This is a genomic window from Pseudomonas sp. OIL-1, assembly GCF_010669185.1.
Classification (GTDB): domain Bacteria; phylum Pseudomonadota; class Gammaproteobacteria; order Pseudomonadales; family Pseudomonadaceae; genus Halopseudomonas; species Halopseudomonas profundi.
Genome location: NZ_CP048629.1, coordinates 2897780 through 2918654 on the forward strand (window position 1 = coordinate 2897780; position 20875 = coordinate 2918654).

22 protein-coding genes and 1 pseudogene are annotated in these 20875 nt (G+C 58.5%); 10 read left to right on the forward strand and 13 right to left on the reverse strand.

Annotated features, from left to right (window positions below; all coding sequences use genetic code 11):
• Position 1: 1 nt before the first annotated feature.
• The 4 genes from G3M63_RS13500 to G3M63_RS13515 all read left to right on the forward strand — a co-directional run bounded on the left by G3M63_RS13500 (position 2) and on the right by G3M63_RS13515 (position 3789).
• Positions 2-619, forward strand: coding sequence for a TPM domain-containing protein (locus tag G3M63_RS13500; protein ID WP_150301124.1), 618 nt, complete (start codon positions 2-4; stop codon positions 617-619).
• Positions 620-887: 268 nt separating this feature from the next.
• Positions 888-2180 carry a glycerophosphodiester phosphodiesterase family protein gene (locus tag G3M63_RS13505; RefSeq protein WP_163983468.1) on the forward strand — a complete coding sequence of 431 codons (1293 nt, stop codon included), beginning with the start codon at positions 888-890 and terminating at the stop codon, positions 2178-2180.
• Between the two features lie 176 nt (positions 2181-2356).
• Entirely contained in the window at positions 2357-3052 is a 696-nt protein-coding gene (locus G3M63_RS13510; RefSeq protein ID WP_163983469.1) for a VWA domain-containing protein, read from the forward strand.
• On the forward strand, positions 3052-3789 hold the full coding sequence (locus G3M63_RS13515; RefSeq protein WP_163983470.1) for a molecular chaperone DnaJ: 738 nt from the start codon (positions 3052-3054) through the stop codon (positions 3787-3789). The genes G3M63_RS13510 and G3M63_RS13515 overlap by 1 nt, the downstream gene beginning before the upstream one ends.
• Before the next feature lie 59 nt (positions 3790-3848).
• Here G3M63_RS13515 and G3M63_RS13520 read toward each other — a convergent pair whose 3' ends face one another.
• The 5 genes from G3M63_RS13520 to G3M63_RS13540 all read right to left on the reverse strand — a co-directional run bounded on the left by G3M63_RS13520 (position 3849) and on the right by G3M63_RS13540 (position 7767).
• On the reverse strand, positions 3849-4892 hold the full coding sequence (locus G3M63_RS13520; protein ID WP_163983471.1) for a glycoside hydrolase family 5 protein: 1044 nt from the start codon (positions 4890-4892) through the stop codon (positions 3849-3851).
• 402 nt (positions 4893-5294) lie between these two features.
• The gene (locus tag G3M63_RS13525; RefSeq protein ID WP_150301129.1) at positions 5295-5624 is read right to left on the reverse strand and encodes a hypothetical protein; all 330 of its coding nucleotides are present in this window, start codon (positions 5622-5624) and stop codon (positions 5295-5297) included.
• Positions 5625-5640: 16 nt separating this feature from the next.
• Positions 5641-5946, reverse strand: coding sequence for a hypothetical protein (locus G3M63_RS13530; RefSeq protein WP_163983472.1), 306 nt, complete (start codon positions 5944-5946; stop codon positions 5641-5643).
• Between the two features lie 119 nt (positions 5947-6065).
• Positions 6066-6680 (reverse strand): undecaprenyl diphosphate synthase family protein, encoded by a 615-nt coding sequence (locus G3M63_RS13535; protein ID WP_163983473.1) that lies wholly within the window; start codon positions 6678-6680, stop codon positions 6066-6068.
• A 316-nt stretch (positions 6681-6996) separates the two neighbouring features.
• Complete coding sequence (locus tag G3M63_RS13540; RefSeq protein WP_150301132.1) at positions 6997-7767, reverse strand: NAD-dependent deacylase; 771 nt, start codon at positions 7765-7767, stop codon at positions 6997-6999.
• 524 nt (positions 7768-8291) lie between these two features.
• On the opposite strand from G3M63_RS13540, the gene G3M63_RS13545 reads away from it, so the two are divergent.
• Complete coding sequence (locus tag G3M63_RS13545) at positions 8292-8567, forward strand: hypothetical protein (protein ID WP_163983474.1); 276 nt, start codon at positions 8292-8294, stop codon at positions 8565-8567.
• A 235-nt stretch (positions 8568-8802) separates the two neighbouring features.
• Here G3M63_RS13545 and G3M63_RS19750 read toward each other — a convergent pair whose 3' ends face one another.
• Complete coding sequence (locus G3M63_RS19750; protein WP_371923587.1) at positions 8803-9225, reverse strand: CZB domain-containing protein; 423 nt, start codon at positions 9223-9225, stop codon at positions 8803-8805.
• Positions 9226-9258: 33 nt separating this feature from the next.
• Positions 9259-10062 (reverse strand): annotated as a pseudogene (locus G3M63_RS19755) (methyl-accepting chemotaxis protein); the annotation flags it as partial.
• Between the two features lie 183 nt (positions 10063-10245).
• Here G3M63_RS19755 and G3M63_RS13555 point away from each other — a divergent pair.
• From G3M63_RS13555 to G3M63_RS13565, 3 genes are read left to right on the forward strand one after another with little or no spacing between them, the layout of a single operon-like run.
• Positions 10246-10719, forward strand: a complete 474-nt coding sequence (locus G3M63_RS13555; RefSeq protein WP_163983476.1) for a hypothetical protein — start codon at positions 10246-10248, stop codon at positions 10717-10719.
• A 3-nt stretch (positions 10720-10722) separates the two neighbouring features.
• The gene (locus G3M63_RS13560) at positions 10723-11463 is read left to right on the forward strand and encodes a hypothetical protein (protein ID WP_163983477.1); all 741 of its coding nucleotides are present in this window, start codon (positions 10723-10725) and stop codon (positions 11461-11463) included.
• A gap of 30 nt (positions 11464-11493) precedes the next feature.
• Positions 11494-11784 (forward strand): hypothetical protein, encoded by a 291-nt coding sequence (locus tag G3M63_RS13565; protein ID WP_163983478.1) that lies wholly within the window; start codon positions 11494-11496, stop codon positions 11782-11784.
• Positions 11785-11802: 18 nt separating this feature from the next.
• Here the strand turns inward: G3M63_RS13565 and zapE are convergent, their stop codons facing one another.
• The 4 genes from zapE to G3M63_RS13585 all read right to left on the reverse strand — a co-directional run bounded on the left by zapE (position 11803) and on the right by G3M63_RS13585 (position 17542).
• Positions 11803-12948 carry a cell division protein ZapE gene (gene zapE, locus G3M63_RS13570; protein WP_163983479.1) on the reverse strand — a complete coding sequence of 382 codons (1146 nt, stop codon included), beginning with the start codon at positions 12946-12948 and terminating at the stop codon, positions 11803-11805.
• 59 nt (positions 12949-13007) lie between these two features.
• Positions 13008-13751 (reverse strand): S9 family peptidase, encoded by a 744-nt coding sequence (locus G3M63_RS13575; protein ID WP_150301139.1) that lies wholly within the window; start codon positions 13749-13751, stop codon positions 13008-13010.
• Positions 13741-14841, reverse strand: a complete 1101-nt coding sequence (locus G3M63_RS13580) for a DUF3182 family protein (RefSeq protein WP_163983480.1) — start codon at positions 14839-14841, stop codon at positions 13741-13743. Before G3M63_RS13580 ends, G3M63_RS13575 begins: the two co-directional genes overlap by 11 nt.
• Positions 14842-15082: 241 nt before the next feature.
• Positions 15083-17542 (reverse strand): pyrroloquinoline quinone-dependent dehydrogenase, encoded by a 2460-nt coding sequence (locus tag G3M63_RS13585; RefSeq protein ID WP_218573614.1) that lies wholly within the window; start codon positions 17540-17542, stop codon positions 15083-15085.
• Positions 17543-17841: 299 nt separating this feature from the next.
• Here G3M63_RS13585 and G3M63_RS13590 point away from each other — a divergent pair, with 299 nt between their 5' ends.
• The gene (locus tag G3M63_RS13590; RefSeq protein ID WP_163983481.1) at positions 17842-18750 is read left to right on the forward strand and encodes a DMT family transporter; all 909 of its coding nucleotides are present in this window, start codon (positions 17842-17844) and stop codon (positions 18748-18750) included.
• An 86-nt stretch (positions 18751-18836) separates the two neighbouring features.
• Positions 18837-19190 (forward strand): DUF1428 domain-containing protein, encoded by a 354-nt coding sequence (locus G3M63_RS13595; RefSeq protein ID WP_163983482.1) that lies wholly within the window; start codon positions 18837-18839, stop codon positions 19188-19190.
• Positions 19191-19600: 410 nt separating this feature from the next.
• Here the strand turns inward: G3M63_RS13595 and G3M63_RS13600 are convergent, their stop codons facing one another.
• Entirely contained in the window at positions 19601-19963 is a 363-nt protein-coding gene (locus G3M63_RS13600) for a YciI family protein (protein WP_150301143.1), read from the reverse strand.
• A 29-nt stretch (positions 19964-19992) separates the two neighbouring features.
• Positions 19993-20829 (reverse strand): YciI family protein, encoded by an 837-nt coding sequence (locus tag G3M63_RS13605; RefSeq protein ID WP_163983483.1) that lies wholly within the window; start codon positions 20827-20829, stop codon positions 19993-19995.
• Between the last annotated feature and the right edge of the window lie 46 nt (positions 20830-20875).

A 20875-nucleotide genomic window follows, 5' to 3' on the forward strand; every position in this document is an offset into this window, starting at 1 on the left:
GATGACTCTTCTCACCGAAAGTGAACAACAACAGGTAGCCGATGCGATTGATCGCATCGAGCAACACACTGATGCCGAGCTGGTAACGGTTCTGGCCGGGCAGGCGGATGACTACCGCTATATCCCGCTGCTCTGGGCCAGCATGATTGCGCTGCTGGTGCCGGGCGCAGTGGTGTTTTTTACACAATGGTTGAGTGCTGGCTATCTATTGTTAGCGCAGTGGGCCGCTTTTATCGTGCTGGCGCTGGTGTTTCGCATTCCGGCGATCACCACTCGTTTGATCCCCCGCGCGGTCAGGCATTGGCGAGCCAGCAATCTGGCCCGCCGGCAATTCATCGAACAGAACCTGCACCATACCGACGGTGACACTGGCATATTGATTTTCGTCTCTGAGGCAGAGCATTACGTTGAGATCCTTGCGGACCGGGGTATCTCAAGCCGGATCGACAACGCCGTCTGGGAAGCAGCTGTTGCCCGCTTCACCGCGGATGTTCGCGAAGGCAATGTTCTGCAGGGCTTCCTGCGCTGTATCGAAACCTGTGGCGAGCAGTTGCAACGGGAGCTACCGGCGACTCACGAGCGCAATCAACTGCCCAATCGTCTGGTTGTGCTGCCCTGAGCGAAACCCAAGCGGAAGCCCATCCTGGCTCTTTGCGAAAGGAACCTGGCGTAGCGCAGGCGCGCTACACCCCCAGGGGTGCGCTTCAACTGCGGGCTGGGTTTTCCGGGGGTTGGCGTGCGTCTCGGGCCGCGTTCGGACGTGCCGACGGGGTTTCAGGTCGCAGAACCGCGTACCTGGACGCAAACTTATACCTTCACCGAAACTTCACGAAGCAGACATTCACCCCTGAGACAGTATCCTGACATTCACTTCGAAGGAGACTGACATGCTTGCTCGCTCATTGGCGGTCGTGTTGCTGGCTACTGGCGTCATGACTGCAGGCACTGCCTGCGCCAGCAACGGCTCATTGCCCGAACGAAACCATGGTTTTGAAGGCAAAGGTAGCCCGGGCTCAAAGCACAAGGGCAAGGGCGGCGAGACCGTGCACCTTGGCCCGCGCCCGTTCTGGCTGGTCGACGACATGGACGAAGGTCCATTGAAGCAAACGCTTCAGGCATGCCGGTCCGACCCTATGAAACCCACCGATTTTTCCATCGGGCATCGGGGCGCGCCGCTACAGTTTCCCGAACATACACTCGAATCCTATGTGGCCGCTGCGCGCATGGGTGCCGGGATACTCGAATGCGATGTGGCCTTCACCAAGGACCGTGAGCTGGTGTGCCGGCATGCCCAGAATGACCTGCATACCACCACCAACATCGTCGCCATCCCCGAGTTGAACGCCAGATGCACGCAGCCCTTCGTTCCGGCAGACCCGGCCAGCGGCACGCCAGCCCAGGCCGAATGCCGCACCAGCGATATCACCCTGGAAGAGTTCAAGCGCCTAGAAGGCAAGATGGATGCTTTCGATCCCATGGCCACCACGCCGGAAGAATACCTGGGCGGCACGGCCGACTGGCGTACTGATCTGTATGCATCGCGTGGCGCTCTGATGACTCACAAGGAGAGCATCGAGCTGTTCCGGAAGCTGGGCGTCAAGTTCGCCCCCGAGCTGAAAACGCCCGTAGTGGCTATGCCCTATGAGGGTGACTACACCCAGCAGGATTACGCGCGCCAGATGATCGAGGACTATGTCGAAGCCGGCATCAAGCCTGACCAGGTCTGGCCCCAGTCCTTCCTGCTTGATGACGTGTTGTTCTGGATCAACGAAACGCCGGACTTCGCCCGCCAGGCGGTATTCCTTGATGAAACGCCGCATACCGCCGAGACCACTTCGCTGGCCTATATGGAAAGTCTGCGCGCAAAAGGCGTGCGGATTCTCGCTCCGGCAATCTGGAAAATGCTGGCGCTGGATGGAGGAGGGCAGATCGTCCCATCGGAGTATGCCCAGAATGCGCGTGACGCCAGGCTGGAAATGATCGCCTGGTCGATCGAGCGTAGTGGCCCGCTGGCAGACGGCGGTGGCTGGTATTACCAGGGAATAAACGATGCGATCAACAACGACGGCGATATTTATACGGTCATCGATGTGCTCGCGAGGGATGTCGGCGTGATCGGCATCTTTTCCGATTGGCCTGCCACCACGACTTACTACGCCAACTGCATGGGTTACAGGTAGGTTGAACGCAGCCGCTGGCTGAAGCGAGCGGCTGCATGGTCTGCGCCAGCGCTGAACGGTAATGCCGGGATACATTCCGGGTTCTACCGGAAGGGGTTTTACCGGTAAGCTGAACTCAGAACCGTCGCCCGCCGGGTGACGGCCCGATTCTGTTCCGTTCAAGCTAGCTGATGCCTATGTCCGACAAATCCTTACCTGCGCAGTCCGACAAACGCGCCATCGACCAGTTTATACATCAGGTCCGCACCTTGCCCAAGGGGGCGGCGGGACAAGCGCGGTTGATCTTTGCGCTTGACGCTACCGCCAGCCGCGAAGCGACCTGGGACCAGGCGAGCCACTTGCAAAGTGAACTCTTTCTGGCGACGCGGGACGTCGGCGGGCTGGCCATACAACTTTGTTATTACCGTGGTTACCGCGAATTCAAATCGACCCGATTCGTCCGCGACACCTCCCAGTTACTCGGCTTGATGAACGGAGTGAAATGCCTTGGCGGCATCACTCAGATCAGCCGGGTACTCGCGCATGCACGTGACGAGACCCGTACCCAGCCAGTAGAAGCCATTGTCTTTATCGGAGACTGCTGCGAAGAACCCATTGATGAGCTCTGTCATATAGCGGGTGAGCTGGGCATGTTGCGCACACCCGTATTCATGTTCCAGGAGGGCAACGACCCGCATGCGTCTGCCGTTTTTCAGCAGATCAGCAAATTGTCAGGCGGAGCCTACGCACCCTTCGATCGCAGCAGCCCGCAATTGTTGAAAGACTTGCTTGGCGCCGTAGCTGTCTATGCCTCGGGCGGCGCCAAGGCTCTACGGGACTACTCACAGCGCAGCTCGAATGAGGTCAAGCGCCTGACCCGGCAGATACGCTGATGATTGCCTTATTGCTCCTGCTGGCACTATTTGGTGCGCTCGGTTGGGCGTGGGTACGCAGCCAACCGCCTGCTCAACGCCGCCGGGCAGCAGTGATGCTGGTGGCGACAGGCGGTGTGCTGGTTCTTGTTTATCTGACTCTCAGCGGTCGTTTCTATCTGGTGTTGGGGTTGCTCGCAGGCCTGCTGCCCCTGGCGCGTCGCATACTCCCCGGTCTGGTACTGGGGCGACTGTTCCGTGGCGGCATTCCGGGCATGGGCTCACGGACGCAGCCGAAGACGGGCAATACGTCGCGGGTGGCTACGTCGATACTGGAAATGACACTGGATCATGACTCTGGTGACATGTCCGGACGGATTCTTGCCGGTCCAATGAGCGGGCGAGAGCTGTCGGAGCTGGGGGAGGCTGAGTTTATCGAACTGTTGGGTTATTGCCGGCAAAGCGATGAAGATTCTGCGCGTTTGCTGGAATCCTATCTGGATCGACGCTTCGGTGATTCCTGGCGAGAAGATGATCCCCGTGCGACGGACGAAGGGGCACAGACAGGAAATGAAGACGGCGGCCGCTCGCTATCAGAGCAGGATGCGCTGGAGATTCTGGGATTGGAGCAGGGCGCTACGCGGGAGGATATCGTGCAAGCCCATCGGCTCATGATGCAGAAGATGCACCCCGATCGGGGTGGAAGTACCTATCTGGCCGCACTGATCAATCGTGCCAAGGACGTTTTAATGAAGTGATGTTGAGCACCCGTTCCGGTGAAGCGCGTCCGCGCTTCACCGGGATCAAGCAACCACCGTTACGGCGTGGGTCCGATAACTGAACAGTTACCCTGGCCGACATACTTTTTCAGAACCTTCCACTGCGCTTTGTCTGAACCGTCTTTGTTAGGCTCGACCGACAACTTGTGCTTGCCCCAGGACGGACCAGCAGCCCAGTAGGTCATAGGAATGCAGTTTTCCTGAAGGTAGGCCAGGGTATTATCCATCGCCTCCAGCCATTTCGGATCACTCGGAACCCCGAGCTCGCCAATGTGCCCGCGCTTGTAGTTCTTCTTCAGCCATTTGACGAAGGGCTGCACGCGTTTGACCCCAATCATCGGATCGAGATTGGCAGCAGGGCCCTTCTTGTAGTTACCGCTGCCGTCCGGATCAAGATAAACGTGAGCAGAGAACACCAGGTTGTCGACTGGATCCCTCAACCTGAGCAGCTTGTCCGCGTACCAGTGCCAACGCGCTGCGCTGGAGTAAGACATGCTTTCGATATAAATAGCAGTCTGGCGATCGTGTTTGCGGATGCCGTCGATGCCGGCCTGTGCCGCGGTCGGCCAGTTTTTGTCGGCGCTGCCATAGGGCTCGTTCATGATGTCGTAGCCGATCAATGCACTGCGGTTACCCCAGCGCTTGGCAATGCGCTCGTTCAGATTCCGGAAAGCACTGTGGGGAACGGCGCTGCTGCCGATGATGTTTCCGCGGTACCTGGCGTAGTTATGCACGTCGAGCAATACATCAATGCCGCTGGCTGCTGCGTCGGTGAACAGCTTGTCGATCAGGCCAGCGTATATTGGATCAAAATCCTTGTTCAGCTTGGGTTGCAAGCGTTCCCACTTGATCGGGAAGCGTATGGTCTGGATGCCCTTGTCGTTCCATGTTTCCAGCAACTTGCGAGAAGGGAAAAAATAATGAGTGCCTGCCTTACCTGGCAATGCGCTGCTGGTGAATTCGGCACCGGCGATGTTCAAGCCAACCAGATCAACTGAGGCGGTGGCCACGCTGGTGGTTGCAAACAGGCCAAAGGTAACGGCTGCGATCCATTTGCCGACTGCTTTCGGGGTTCTTGCCATTCTGGCACATCTCCTGGAGCGCTTTGACCTGCAGGGGCAGGCTTGCGCTTGGGTGAACGAAGGAAAGGAACTGCTCTGATCGCATTACCGGCAGCCGCGTAAAGCGGCGATATGCGAACGGACGGCATCCTAGTCGAAGCGGAATGGATGCTAAATGGGGGCGTATTGGACCCGCTTATGTCAGATAGGTTCAGATAATGTGTTGCAAAATGATAGCTAAATACTGGCTATTTCTGCTGCCGGTGCCTGACGTTTAAACGCGTCCCGCGAAACAAGCGCAACGGGGCGTCCGTATAGGAGATGGCTTCTGGCCGGCAAGGTGCCGGCCAAGCCGCTTCGGGGCGTTTTCAGGGGGGTATTTCAGTGTCGGTATTACCGACGAGTGGTTAGGCGCTAGCGCAGTCAGCCGGACTTGCTGGACAGATTGGAAGGGCCGGAAGGCGCTTCGTAATCAGGATGATATCTTGCGCCCACACTCAAACAGTGCCTGACCCATGGCGAGTCAGGCTGGGTGCTGAACCACTCTGGCGGACCGGAACGAATAGCGGCAGCGGCATCCTCGTAACGCTCGAATCGAACCGGCAAGTGATAACCGGCGGATTCCAGCTCATCGAGGGCAAGTATCCGCGTCCCGGGACCGTCGGCAATTGTCCAGCCTTCGTCCTGCATGAGAACCACGAACAAGCCGCGCTCGATTAGCTCCGCCTGGTTGTAATCGTTAGTTAACCGCAAGCCGGTCTCCTGCCTCTCAGTCGTTGTTTCGATCGTGCGTCACATCATCAAGCTCGCGGTCGTCGCGGGGTTCTTCGACATCTTCACCCACATCGTCATACGGAGTCGTTTCCTCGGCACCGGCGTCCGAGCCGGGAACCTCGACGGAGCCGCCGACGCCTTGCTCGCCAGGGGTTCCGCCAGCATTGGCGGCGGGTGACTGATGTTCCATGCTGGTCTCGGTGCCATGCTCCGCATCGTTATGATCGTGGGCGGCCACCGGCAGGCTGAAGCCGATCGAAGCGAAAGTGACTGCAGTGGCGAGTAATTTCAGAATGGCCATTGTTCTCTCCTTCAGGGTGCTCGTTACTCCGATAGACCCGGTAGAGCCTTGAGCGTTCACCTTCAGCCCACCGAGCGTGGCCGGAAGGAGTAGTAATTGCCAGCGAGTGCGATGGAGCGCTATCCCCCAAGCGTTTGATCCTGCTTGCGGAACCAGGCGAGTGCCTCGTGAAAATGTTGCGGCTCGAAGTCCGGCCAGTATTGCTCCAGTACGAAAAAGTCCGCATACACCGATTGAACTGGCAGGAAACCACTGAGCCTGCGACCGCCGCCCCAACGCACTATAAGGTCCAGGCGCGACACAGCGTCGGAACGCAGCTCGCCGGTACGCATGCCGGCCAGATCCCATTCCCATCCATAATTGATCAGCAGATTGACCTTGATCCCCTCGCCTTGACGCTCCCTGAACGGACGAAGCTGCTCGGGGAACTGGGCCGAGGTCTCATCGCCTACCACCAGCAAGGCTGCGCCTCTGCGTGCCACCTCCAACGCGAAGGCCACCGACGCGTCACGGAACGCATGCTTCTGCGTAGCCGGCCGTTTGGTATTGTCCTGTGTGAAGCAATAGATGGATGCCTCCTCAATGCCAATCTGCTTGCATTGCTCGAACAGCTGAAGGCCGGGCTCGATTCCGTATCCATATCCTGCTTCTTTCGCCATGCCGTGTTCCACGGCCCAACGTCGGTTGCCATCCGGAATAAAGCCAACATGTCGTGGAAGTCGGTTTTTTGCCATGGCTTGAATGCTCCGGGTAAGACTCAACATGAAAACGGGATGATGAACGCAACGGACGAAATCTGATTATCAGAAACGGGTAACGGCTATACGTTCAACGCGGAAGAAGGCTTTACAACAAAAGCTATGAGCCAGATAGCAGCAATATATTTTGGTTATGGGTTCTGGTGGGCCAAGATTCGCACAGTTTCCACCAATCAGAGGGATCAATCATGAGCATTATCAAACACGTCTTTCAACGTGTTCGCCCGGCCCGGCAGCAGACGGTACAGCCCACTTCAGAGCACCCCAATTTCTGGATGTTTCAGTAATGTGTTCATGGGGAGCCGCTAAAGGCTCTCCTGATCAGGTCAGGCAACATCTCTCCCGCCGCACCGGTGAGGCTGTGCTCGTTCTGCGTCTGACTATCAACACTTTGTGGGTTGATATGGATGACGCTGGCACCTGCGGCCAAGGCCAGCGCCGGTATATGCGCTGCGGGTTGCACCAATCCGGACGTGCCGATTGAAAGCAACAGGTCACACTGGCCGGCCTCGTCGAAGGCCCGTGCAAACGCTTGCTCTGGCAACGACTCGCCGAACCAGACCACGCCCGGGCGAATCATCCCGCTGCACTGTCGACACCGCGGCGGTGCCAGCCGCCTACCGGCTTCAGGCTCTTCAGGCATCGCGGAAACGTCCGGATAGGGGGCGCTACAGTCAAAACAGCGCGGCGTGTGCAGACTGCCGTGTAGGTGCAGGACATCAATGCTGCCGGCCCGCTCATGCAGATCATCGACATTCTGGGTAATCACAGTCAGGTCCGGTACCCGTGCGGCAAGTTCAGCGATAGCGATGTGCGCGGCGTTGGGCTTTGCCTTGCATATCTGCATTCGTCGCCATTCATACCATCCCCACACCAGCTCGGGATCGGCCAGAAATGCGTCCGGTGTCGCCAGTCGAGAAGGGTCAAAGCGCTCCCACAGGCCCGAAAGGCGGTCCCGAAACGTCGGTATTCCACTTTCGGCAGATACCCCGGCGCCGGTGAAGACCACGACCTTGTCGGCATTCGCCAGTAATCTTGCTGGGACCTGATTGGTACCGGTCATCAATTGTCTCCACTCACTTTCAGAGGCTTGGAACCTAGCCTAACCAGCATTAACTGCGCTTGTCACCAGAGGTGTCAGTCTTTGATGAGCTGATGAACTTCAAGGGGCACGGCTTCTCAGGTTTTAACCAGTGAGTTTCCCCGCGACAGGAGCGAGGTCATCGAATCCGCCATTGGAGCTGCGGTGGCATCTGTCCCATTGGCGGTGCACTGTTTGACGGGCTCAGAAAGGGCTTGCATCGTCACGGGCGTGCCATTGCGGCGCACTCAAACCAGACGACCGGAGGCTGGCCGTCACCAGGCTCGGCCAGCCCTTCAGAACACATATCTGTCCAGTTGAGAACTGCACCGCGAATTGACAGCAGGGTGATTGAACTTCCTGCGACGCAGCAACACAATCCCTCCCTCGCTGAGTGCTCACCAGGCCGTTCGGTAAGCCGGCTACTTCGTAACGCCGACCTGATTCGCATCTTGCACTGGCGTTGCTTCAGTCACGACACGGTTTCCACAAGGAACGGATATCCTATGTCCATCGATTTTAAACTCCGCCAGTCCCGCTGCCACGAGCCCCTGCTTCATCGCACGACCGTCGCTCTTGTCGCTATAGCCGCTTCAGTTCTGGTCACGTTGATCAGCACCGACGACGAGCCAGTGACCGCATGGAACGATTCCAGGCTCGCTGTAGAGCCGGATATCGCATGGCCCATCTCAGAAACAGCTGAAGCCGGTGGCCTGGCCCGCTACGAAATCAGCATCGATGCCCGTCTCGAGATCCAGACGCCGGTCCGCTTCGTATTCTGATTCTCACGCCTCGCAAAGTATCCCCGCCCGTGTCGCTAGATGATCCCAGGATGACCATGGCTACAACAGCACCAACGCAACTGGATGTCGGCACGCGCTGCCAGAGGCGTTATTGCCATGATTGTCTGGTTAGAGAAAGAATGCATGAAATGCGATTCGCAGTGCATGGCTATCGCGAGACCTCCGATTGCAGCGCTACAGAAACTGGCGGGCCTGAAGAAGAGAACGGGACCCGTCAGCCGTCAGCCATAGTTCGATCCGTGGCTATCAATCGCCGCATGCGTTCCATGACGTCCAGGTTATTGCGTTCCATCTCCTCCATGGCGGTGATGGCCTCTTCGTACCGACCTGCCCAATACGCATCCAATGCCGCTTGAGCATTGCGATGAACCGCTCGATGTGGCTCTTCAATGGCAGTGAAACCACACTCGCGACGAAACAGCCGGCTGCCTTCGCCCTGGTAGTACCATTGGCCCAACCGGCACTCGGTCTCATCCGGTATGGCAGCTGAGGTCTCGTCGGATTGTCCGGATAAAACCTGGTAGACCGTCAATTTGATTTCAAGCTCTTCGAGATTGGCTAGCTCTATCTCTGCGAGAAAGGCGGCCTGTTCCAACGTCGCTGAGGATATCTGTGCCAGTTCAAGCAAGCCATCCATTCGCGCCCGAGACTCTTCGGCGGATGTGCTTAGCTGTTCGGTTGTGCGTGCATTGGTCTGGCTCTGTTGCGTGGCATCGGTAACACGATGGCGGATACGCTCTACCACGCCAGCAATGTCCCCCGACGACTGGTCAGTACGCGCAGCGAGAGCGCGGACTTCTTCAGCGACCACGCTGAAGCCACGCCCATGTTCACCGGCGCGCGCTGCTTCGATACTCGCGTTGAGTGCGAGAAGATTTGTCTGGTCGGCAACCGAGCGAATCAATTCAACCTGACGGTTGATGACCAACGCGTCTTCGTTGAGATTCTGCATTCCCTCAGCAGTATCGTTCATCTGCTGGTTGATTCCCGCGAGACTGGCAATCAGCTCCAGCATCGCGCGGGCACTACTCGATGACTCGGCGGCGATCTGCTGCGAATCAGCACGCCGTGAATCGAGCAGATTGTTCAGACCAGCAAAAGAACCTCGCAGTGAAGACAGTGAGTCGCCGAAGCGTGACAACCCCGACATGACTCGCTGATTGATTTGCCGCTCATGCTGTAACTGACCCCGCTCGGTCACGAGATCGGCGTTGCGCTGTTCAAGCTCTTCTATCCTTTGCTGTGCTTGCCGTAGTGATTGCTGCTCAGTCGCAACCTTTCGTTCCAGCCGCTGGAGCTGTTTCCCTTGGAACCACATGTCTGAACCTCTTCGCGGCAGCTCGGCGGAAAGCGTAAAGCCGCTACCATTGTAATGATGGGTCGATCGGAAGGAGGATACGCTGTGCAAACCGACAGGAGAATAACGCTGAAGGGGTACCGGCTTGAGACGATCGAGTTGGTTGGGGCAGGGCATCCTTTGTTCCGGACAACGGAAAACCAGACCCACTGTATATAACCAGCGAACCAGCTCCCATTCCCGGTAACGCGGGCTTGGCCTGCAGGCCCAGCGGTTGCAGAATCCCGTTGTGGTCAGGTTAACCCTGACGTCAATGCATGGGCGAAGGACGGCTCAAAGATAATGGGAAGGGACTTCACAGTGGATCGAGCACGCAAAACGATCCGGTTCAGGGATCTGCCAGCCGAAATCCGCCTGGAAACATCCAGACCGACCACTACATGGATCAATCTGATCAGCTGCGCCGGCGTGACTTTGATGATCCTTGGCGTGATCTCTCTGATATTCGGTCCGGACCGGGATTATTACACCGAAACCTATGGCTTTGATTTCGTTCAGTTCTTTCAGGTTTTTCCAGGCCGTTTGCTGTGTATCGGCATCGTTCTGACGGGAGCCGGTTCGGCGCTCGATTTCCAGGCCCTGAACGCCTATCGCAACGCGTTACAGGATGAGCTGGACGGCGCGATAGATATTGACGAAGACGCCATTCCACAGGGATTTGTGCTGGCCTTGGCGCAGAAATCCGAAAATTCATATCGAATATCTCTGATCCGCCATGAAGCGGCGTCCGCCGTTCAGCCTGTTCAGCAGCCTGCGCCGGCGGAGCAGCAGTAGCGGATGGGGGCACACGCCACGCCTGACCGAGTCACTGGGCTGCGCAGGGTGTTGGCGGATATAGGGCGGGTGCTTGCCTTTCGCCAACCTGGCGATAGGTTTCGTGGACAGTGGCCGTGGCATTTCGCCTGCGGTGTAGGTATTACGCTGCTAGTGGGGATCGGTCGCTATTGGAACAACCCGCGCGCCGAACTCTGGCAACAGCTTGGCTTGGGCTCGCTGTTCTATGTCGTAACGCTCGCCCTGGTGCTGCGTTTATTACTTTTGCCTTTCCGTCCGCGAAACTGTTCGCTGTCTGAACTGCTGCTGTTTCTGATGATGACCGCGCCTCCCGGCCTGGTATTTCTGATTCCGGTGGAATCTTTCCTGTCCTTGCGTGATGCCCAGTTCGTCAATGCCAGTCTGTTCGGGTTGGTCACGTTGTGGCGTGTCGCTTTGCTGATCTGGTTTGTGCGGCTTGTTGGCGGATTGTCGGGTCTGGCTATGGTTACCACGTGTCTGGCATCGATGATTCTTGTTGCCGCAGCCCTGACGCTCCTGAACCCGGAGCACGTAGCGGTCGGGTTTCTGGGTGGTATCCGGCCGGAGCAACATTCTGCGAATGACATGAGCTACTCACTCCTGGCGCTGCTGTCGTTTACGTCGGTATTCATTGCGCCCTATTTGCTGGTTGGATATGCCTGGGCCTGGTATCGCACTGCCCGGGCCACCGTACTGGTGCAGCCGATACGGCGCCGGCGCTGATGGCGGAACAATTCATAACAAGGAGGCAACATGCGCGATCACCATAAAACGGCCCGGCCTCGCCTGGTAGCGGGGACCGAAGCTCGCGCTCCATTGCCGTCGGTCACAGATTGGGATGGCTATGGTTGCGCGGATGCCATGTACCAGGCTGAAGCACGAAAATACGCTCGTTATGCGGTGCTACGAGGTAAAACCCGAATGTCAGACGCTATCACTGAGGTGATAGGTGAGCAGCGCGCACGCCGACTGATCGCCGACGCAATGGAAGAGCTCTGCGCTTTCGAATCGAGCGCTGAGGCCTTCGTTGGTTATAGCGCTTGATCAGCTGCCCCTGGACCATCAATCGGCTCTGGTGTGATCGGCGCCGAACCGTTCCAGTTGCATTTCATGCAGGCGGCTCAGGGTACGGCGAAAGGCAAATGTGAGATAACCTTCGGTATACAGCTCGGACAAGGAAACCGCTGCTTCGATATACAAAGGGACGCCTCGGTCATAGCATTCATCGACCAAACCAATGAAGCGCCGCACGCTGTCATCATGAGACGCCAGGCGGGGTAGTTTCCGATCACCCGCGATCACCTGGCGCACACCATCTTCAGTTCCCCGAGCGATCCGTGCAGGTCGCTGTGCGGCGCTAAGGCAAGGAACACCGCTGAGCAGGATCGCCTGGAATCTGTCGCACAGGCCGATGAAATCAAGCGTGGACAGAGGTTGCTGGCATAGCGCATCGAAACCGAACCAGGCGACTGAAGGTGAATGTTTGATGACAGGCACCTTGCGGTGACCCAGCTGCAGAGACCCTGCGTTTGCCGGTGCGCCTCTGCTCAACTGGTTGAAAACATCATGTAGAGGGCCCGCATGCGTCTCGTTGACGACCCAGTATCGCTGATGGCTATGACCACCGCGCAAGCGGTGGTCAATCCCGCCGTCCACGCTTAGAACATGCATGTGCTGGTTAAGGGCAGCGATGGCCGGAAGGAAGCGCTCGCGGTTGAATCCATCGGCATACAACTGATCTGGCGCCTGGTTGGATGTCGCCACCAGCACGACGCCGCGGTCAACTACGAGCTGAAACAGGTTGCCCAGCAATATTGCATCGCCGATGTCGTTGACGAACAACTCGTCAAAACAGAGTACTCGGACTTCACGGGCCAGTTCATCGGCCAGCGCATGCAGCGGATTGGCAGTGCCGTTCAGCTGGAACAGCCGCTGATGGACCCAACTCATGAAACGATGAAAGTGCTGACGTCGCGCCGGCACTGTCAGCCCTTGATGAAACGCATCCATCAACCAGGTTTTGCCACGCCCGACCGGCCCCCAGAGATAAACACCGGACACCGTCGTTGCATGGTTGGAATGCAGGGCGTGGTGACAGTCATCCAGCAGCTGCACGGCGTGATCCTGTGCCGGATCGATCTCGAAACCTTGCTGTTCAACGGCTCGCCGATAGACAAACGAAGGGGGGAGTGGGGCGTGCTGAGTCATCCGGTAATGGTGCCCGAAACGCGGCCGATCGGCCAGTCTCGCTGGCCGCCCGACACTATTCAGATACCGACGCGCGCGCCTATGACCATCTCACTGACCCAGCGCGTGAGAATCTTGGTATACACCTCCTGGCATCCTTCGCGGCTGAGTCCGTGATCTGCCCCGTCGATAATTCGGTGGGTCAAGGAGTGGGCACTGACGAAGGAGGAGCGGTAGCTCATGATGGTCGCGTGGGGCACGCGGTCATCGTATTGCGATTCCACTAACAACACGTCCCCTTCGAACCCGGCGCAGGCCGCCAGCGCCCGGTTATCCTTCGGGGTCAGACGGCCGTGCCGATAATCCATCAATTTGATCTTGTCCAAAGCTTGCTTGGGCGTTGTCCATTCATCGTCCCAGTACAGTGCTGGGACCCTCAGCGCGAGCCATTTGACCGGACGCAGGGTGGTCAGGAATGCAGCCAGATAGCCGCCATAACTGGTACCAATGACGGCGATGCAGGACGGGTCGACAGCCGGATGCTCGGACAATTGATCGTACGCAGCAAGCAGGTCCGCCAGATTGTGCTCCCGGGTGACCGTTTCCTTTTGAACCTGCGTTGCGACATGACCACGCATGTCGAACGTAAGGCACACGCAGCCCAGGCCGGCGATGCCCTTGGCACGTTCAAGGTCGCGCGCCTGGCTACCGCCCCAGCCGTGGACAAAAAGAATGCCGGGCATTTTTGACTCGGGCGCCATGAAGGTGCCGGCTATGTGTTGATCTTCAACCAGAATATCGATGGGGTCCTTGTTAGCTGTCATGGTTCGCCTTTACGCATTTGGTCAGGTAACCCACTTCGCTGTCTTCTCCGCTGTATACCACTGTTGCGTCAGCGGGGAGCTCAGCATCCTCGCCGTAGATCTCCAGCGTCGAGGTTTGCACCTGGGCGAGCGAGGGGTCGGCGCTCAACATTTCGATAGCCAGGACCTCGGCGCTGCTTGCTCCGCCGATACGCCAGGATTGCTCCAATACACCGGTTACGCGTTCGCCACGTTGATTGGTGCCTTCGGCGACATCGTAGTTGCGGCGGGACAGCACAATCCCCGGCAGGCTCTCCAGTGCGGCGCGTTCATATTGCTGTGCACGCTCGACTGCAAGCTTGAAAGCAGACGAGAGGCCGAGCTTTTGCAGTTCGGGATAATCCCCTCGCACTACGCGTAGATCCGAACCGCCGTATACCAGCTGGCCGGTATTGTCGCGGGTTAACCGCTGCGTTCCGCAGTAGCTTCCAACCACGCCGCAGAGTCTTACCTGACCCACGCTGTACGTTATGACATCAGTGAGGTTTTCTTCCAGGACCAGGCCCCATATTGCCAGTTCCGTCTCATTGATCTGATCCATGAAGCCTTTCAACTCGGTCAGGCTGGTTATTACGCTTTGGCCTTTTCCCGCCCGCGCCAGGACCGGTTTGAGCCGTATGGGCCCGGCTTGGAGCATCTCGGCTCCTGCAGCGAGCGCATCCTTTATGCAGAATGCGGTATAGCCTGGCAGTACGGCGTCCGCGGCGATGGAATGAAAGCGATCAGCCCAGCCTTCGGGTTGATATGTTGCGGAACGGTGAAGCGGGTGGGAGATCGCTTTGGTGCCCATGAATGGTTGCGCCACCAGACCGCCGAAAAAATCGCTCTCGTTACGAATGGCCAGTTTCTCATAATTTGAGACGCCTACCAGCGTGTCCGAAGGGACGAAATAGGGGAGGGCGCCTGACGAGGCTGTATCGGCGAAGATCCCCTGGTAGGGCACCTCTAATAGCCGCGCGATCCTCGTTCCCACGGCCTGGAATGTTTGTCGTTCATGCTCGGGTGTAGCTGTGCTCGAGAACAACAGAGCGACACCGGATTTACTGGACATGTTGGCTACTCCTCCGGCAGGGCTGTTACAGCCAAGGTGGACCGAAAGCCCCGAATACTTACCGCAGCCATTGCTGCCCTGTGAGAGAACGAGGGCCCACGCTGCTTCATTCACGCTGGCGCTTGCGACGCGATAAGTCCTCAATGACAATCTCTCAATGTTGCGGCTGCGCATATCGGCAGCCGCAAGTCACAGGCTAGGCCAACTATGGGGCATGGGCCAGCGGCGTTATCGTTAATAATTATTGCGGCAGAGCGAACACCACGACGCTGTCTCCGATGCGAGTGTCGAGGCGCGCATCTCCTCCGGAGGCTATCGCGACGTACTGCCGCCCCGCATGAATATAGGTGATGGGGCTCGCCTGTCCGCCAGCCGGTAAACGACCGTCCCAGAGCAAATCACCCGTGCGCGTATCGAAGGCGCGTAGATAATTGTCCTGTGCAGCAGCGATGAAGGTCAGGCCGCTGCGCGTATTCACCGCGCCGCCAACATTTGGTGTGCCGACACGTGATTTCATGCGGGTAGCAATGCCCAGCGGACCTGCATCTTCGGCGGTACCGAGCGGTTGGCTCCAGAGTAGCTGTCCGGTACGCATGTCCGTTGCCGAAAGAAATCCCCATGGCGGCGCGAGGCAGGGCACCCCAAGCGGCGATAGCCACATCGAGTTGTCGACGCCGAACGGCGCACCGGCTTGCGGCGCGATGCTCTGGTCTGGGCGCGCGCCGCCGCTGCCCACGGGTGGATCAAGTACCTGCATACGTGGGTAGAGTTGGACCCGGTCCGGCAGGCGACTGCTGCTGGTTATCAGAATCTGCTGTTCCGGATTGACCGATAAGCCGCCCCAGGTCAGCCCTCCCAGGCTGCCAGGAAATACCAGGGTGCCATCGCCCTGGTCCGTGGGCGGTGTGTAGATCCCTTCGTAACGCATGCGCTTGAACTGGATGCGGCAGAACAGTGCGTCGAGGGGGGTGAGGCCGAACAGATGTTCCTCGGCGATCAGCTCGGGTTCGCGTCCCGGTGCGCCGGCAAAATTGGGCAGGCCTGTGGAATACTGCTGGGTCGGGGAGGTCCAGTCACCCTCGACGGTGCCTTCTGGTGTGGCGCGCCGTTCAACGGGCGTGAGAGGTTGGCCATTGCGCGCATCGAGCACATAGATCGAACCGCTCTTGGTACCTTGCAACAGGACGCGGCGCCACTCACCGTCGATCTCCATATCAGTCAGCGTGGGCTGTGCGCCGAGATCATAGTTCCATAGATCATGGTCCACGGTGCGGAAATGCCAGCGGGTATCGCCGGTCAGAGCGTCAACGGCAACCACCGATGCTGTGTACTCTTCTTCCTCTACACTGCGGTCGCCGCCCCAGTGATCATTCGCAGGGCTACCGGTGGCCAGATAGACCAGGCCCAGCTGTTCATCGGCCGAGATCAGGGTCCAGACGTTTGGCGTGCCCCGCGGCCAGGTTTCTCCGGGGCCAAGGCGATGGCGTGGCCGGTCGACGCGCTTGGCGTCCCATGCCCAGACAAGCTCGCCGGTCAGTGCGCTATAGGCGCGTGTCACCCCTGAAGGGGCGTCCCGGCGCTGATTGTCGCTGACCTGTTGACCCACTATCACCAGATCCCCAACGACAGCCGGCCCGGAAGTGCTTGAGGCGAAACCGACTTCCTGGCTATCGAGCCCTTCGCCCAGGTCTACCGTACCGCTGTTGCCAAACGTGCGGCATTGCTCACCGGTGTTCGCATCGAGGGCAATCAGTCGACTGTCTGCAGTAGTCAGCAATACGCGCTGCGCGCACTGACCAGCGTCAGGTTGAGCATTGGTCGATGCATGATAGGCCACCGCTCGGCAGGCCACGCTCTGCATCGATTCCATGGCATCAGGCGAGACCTGAGGATCGAAGTGCCATTGCTGCTCCCCGGTTGCGGGATCCAGGGCAAATACCTGGTTGCTACTCGAACAGACAAAGAGGCTGTCGCCGATCTTTATCGGCGTGTTCTGGAAGGCATAGGCCACGCGCTTGTTGGGCGGGAGATCGCCGGTGTGAAATTCCCAGACCTGCGTCAGTTGCGCGACATTTCCCGGCGTGATCTGGTCCGCGGTGGAGAAACGTTGCCCGTGATTGGTTCCCCCAAAGGCTCGCCATTCCTCCGGGTCTGTTGTCGCTTCAACCGCGGAAGCCAGTGGCGCGGCATCGGTCGCTGTTGCCTGAGTCGGCGTTTGCGGATCGTCCGTTGAGCCGCGAACCAGGTATCCAACACCCGCCACAAGGGCAAGCAATAACAACGGAATGCCCAGAATCATCGCCGCCAGTCCGTGATCCGAGCGGCGCGAAGGCTCCCCGCTGATGAAGGCAAGCGCCAACACCATTACCAGCAGCAGACCGAGATGCAGGCCGGTACGCCCGGCAAGATCGAAGCCCCAGGCGTGCATCCAGGCCTTGATATCGATTTCCCATAGCGCCCAGAGGACGGTGCCAATGGTGACCAGGGCAAAGAGTCCGACACCGGAGCCGTATCGCCCGCCCAGGATCCGCAGGCAGGCGAAGGCGCCCGCCGCGCCGGCAATGGCGTAATAGAAGGAGCCGCCCAGCACTGCCAGCCATACCCCTGGCAATGCCATCGACAGACTCACCAGCAGCGCCAGAAATGCCGCCAGCAATAACATCCATCGTGCGAGAAATGGGCCGGGCTTCCGTTGCATCATTATGACCTCGGGCTTTTTCCATGTGCTGCTAAGGCTCGATAGGTCGAGCTCCCTGTCGACACAGGCGCATGCTTAAAATTCATAGCGACGCTCAATGTTTTGACGCAGGTGGCATTTTGCAATGCTGGGATCGCAGCATAGCTGATTGAAGTGCATTTGCGACGCATCTGCCTCGTCACCCCCGCGCCTGGCCAGAGTTTTGTCGAGAACGATCGCAGCTCCGTTCTTGTCGAAGCGATGCAGGCTGGCGTCAGGCTCGCGCATAGCTGTGGCAAACACAATCAGCTGATGGGGAAGACATGAACGAGGTGGCAGAGCGAAGTATCCAGTCAAAACGGGTCGGCGTTTATGCTTTGGGGTGTCTGTTACTGGTAGGCAGTTTTCTTGCACTGTCATTGGTCATCGCCAAGCTGGCTGATGAAGCTGGCGCGCCGCGTCTGAGCTTTCTGATGACGGCCCTGGTCGGCGCCGCGCTGATTCTTTCAGGGCTCACGGCAGCACGCGGGCAGCCCATGCCGGTTAACCGGCGCACCCTCGAATATGCCGTGGTGTCGGGTGTTCTGTTCGCGATACCCAATGCCGTTTCCTTCCTCTCCGTGCGTCACGTAGGTGCCGGCTTTGTAGCGCTGAGTCTGGCGTTTCCGGTGTTGGTGACCTGGCTGTTGGCCGTAACCTTGCGCATGGAGCCGCTACGCGTGCTGCGTCTCGCTGGCGTCTTGCTTGGACTGGCGGGCGGGGTAGTGCTGGCGCTGTCAAAAGGCAGCGATGCGGACGGCGCACTCGGCTGGGCAGTGCTGGTAATGCTTATGCCGGTTGTACTGGCAGTCGGCAACATCTACCGCACCTGGCGCTGGCCGCAGAACGCCGCACCCGTATTTCTGGCGTCCGTGATGATGCTCGGCGGCGCGGTGGCATTGTCGCCCTTCGCGCTGACGAATGAAGCCGGTCGCTTGGGCGAGCTCTTCGGTTCGGCACGGGTTGTGATGCTTTTGCTCGCGGAAACAGCGGTATTTGCCGTGGTGTATTTTTTCTTCTTCGTCTTGCAACGAATCGCAGGCCCCGTTTACCTCAGCCAGATTGGCCTGGTGGCTGCACTGGTAGGCACGCTGATCGCGGTTCTGATACTCGGCGAGAGCCTGCCCCCCAACCTCGGCTTGGCTGGCGCTCTGATTATCCTCGGGACAATCATTTTTCACCGGGCAGGTTGAGCATTTGTCGATTTGCCGACCCTGTGCCCGACTACTGTGGTAGGTCATTCATTCCGGATGACTCTCGAAATAACGAGGATATTGTCATGCCTTATGTCGATGGCTTCGTAGCCGCAGTGCCGACCGCCAACAAGGAAGCCTACCGTAAACACGCCGAATCCGCGGGCCACGTATTCAAGGAATATGGCGCTATCAGCTTCGTGGAATGCTGGGGCGATGATGTGCCGCCGGGGGAAATCACCTCCTTTCCGATGGCCGTGAAATGCAAGGAAGACGAAACGGTGATCTTTTCCTGGATTACCTGGCCATCCAAAGCGGCCCGGGATGAAGGTATGGAGAAAGTCATGGCCGACCCCCGCGTGCAACCCGATGTAAACCCGATGCCGTTCGATGGCAAACGGATGATCTATGGGGGATTTGAGCCGATTGTGGAGTTGTAGGGGTGGGACTTAGCATCGCCGCCCGCTAACACGATGTATGAACAAGCCCGCGCGCAATGGAGCGTTGAGTTCCATCTCGACCAGCATTATCGCCGGCTAGTAAGCTGGCCAGGAGGGAACCTGGCCCTCCATTGCGCGCGGGCAGTCTGATCTTTTTCGGTGGGAGGTCTGCCCTCGGGGCGACGCTGGCGGTTAGGACAGTGAATCAAACTCCGGGGCGTCCTTCGGCCGCCGTCGCGCCGAGGGCAACGCTCCCTCGAAGGCGGCGAGGTGTCTGGGTTGAGACTTCAGGTTGTAGCGGACTACACATGGACCAAAAAACCAGACAAAAAAGTTGAAGACTCCTCACACCCCGGCCCACATTTTCCAGCTTCCAGCTTCCAGCTTCCAGCTTCCAGCTTCCAGCTTGTTTACGGATCCTTTGGCGGTAACTCACGCACCGGCCTGACTTCGACGCTACCAAGACGTGCTGGCGGGATGTGGCTGGCCAGTTGTAGCGCTTCGTTCAGGTCGCGGGCGTCGAGTAGATAGAAGCCTGCGAGTTGCTCCTTGGTCTCGGCGAAGGGACCATCGGAGATCACCGTTTCGCCGTCCCGGACGCGGATGGTGGTGGCGTCTGTTGTGGGTTGCAGTGCCTCACCAGCCTGGTACTTGCCCTGGTTGGTGAGTTTTTCGACGCAGCCGACGCACTCCTGATTGAGGTCATGCCATTCCTTTTCCGTCATGGCGTTGATCAGACTCTCCTGCAAATACACCAGAGCAACATATTTCATGGTTATACCCTCCCTAGGTTCGGTTCGGCTCAGGTGGGCTGATCAGTCAGACCGCAATTGAGCATCCAGCCAACGCCGTAGCGGTCAGTCAGCGTGCCGAAACCCTCGGCCCAGAAGGTCTTGTCGAATGGCATTTGCACGGAGCCGCCTTCGGCCAGTTGGTCGAAAATCCGCCGGCCCTGGCCCGTATCGCTATATTCGAGCGCTATCGTCGAGCCGCCAAGTGCCTGCCCGCAGCTGTCGCCGGCCATGTCACCACCCATGATCAGATAACGGCCGATGCGCATTTGCGCGTGGGCGATGAGTTCATGGCTCTCCACAGGGAAATCGGCGGCCATGGGCGTTTCGCCGTAGGTAAGCATGGCTTCAACATCGCCGCCCAGGGTGTCAGCATAAAAAGTGAAGGCTTCACGGCAATTCCCGTCATACCCCAGATATACGCTCAGGCTCTGGGGGCGTTTGCTGCGCTGCTGCTCAAGCTGCGTATGGCGATCCAACGCTGCGCCAGGGGCGAAGTCCTCCAGCTCGTAGTAGCGTCGTAGCTCCAGCGCAACATTGCCGTTGCCATCCATCACCGGCCACTGTTTGGCCCACTCGATGGCTTCTTCGGCTGAGTCGACCTGCAACATACTGTAGCCCGCAAGCACCTCGTTTTGGGCGAACGGGCCCTGCGTCACTTCTGGCGTGCCGTCGATAAAATTGATCCGGTAGCCTTCAGAGCTTGGCGTAAGGCCGTCGCCGGTCAGAAACACGCCTGCGCGTTGCATCGTTTCGTTGTACTCAGCCATGGCGTTGAGCATGGCGTCCGAGGGCATGACTCCCTGTTCGGTCTGGGTATCGGCCCTGCGTATAAGCATGAATTTCATGGTCCCCTCCGTCGGTTGATCAGCAAAGCTGTCGGTTGCATGAATA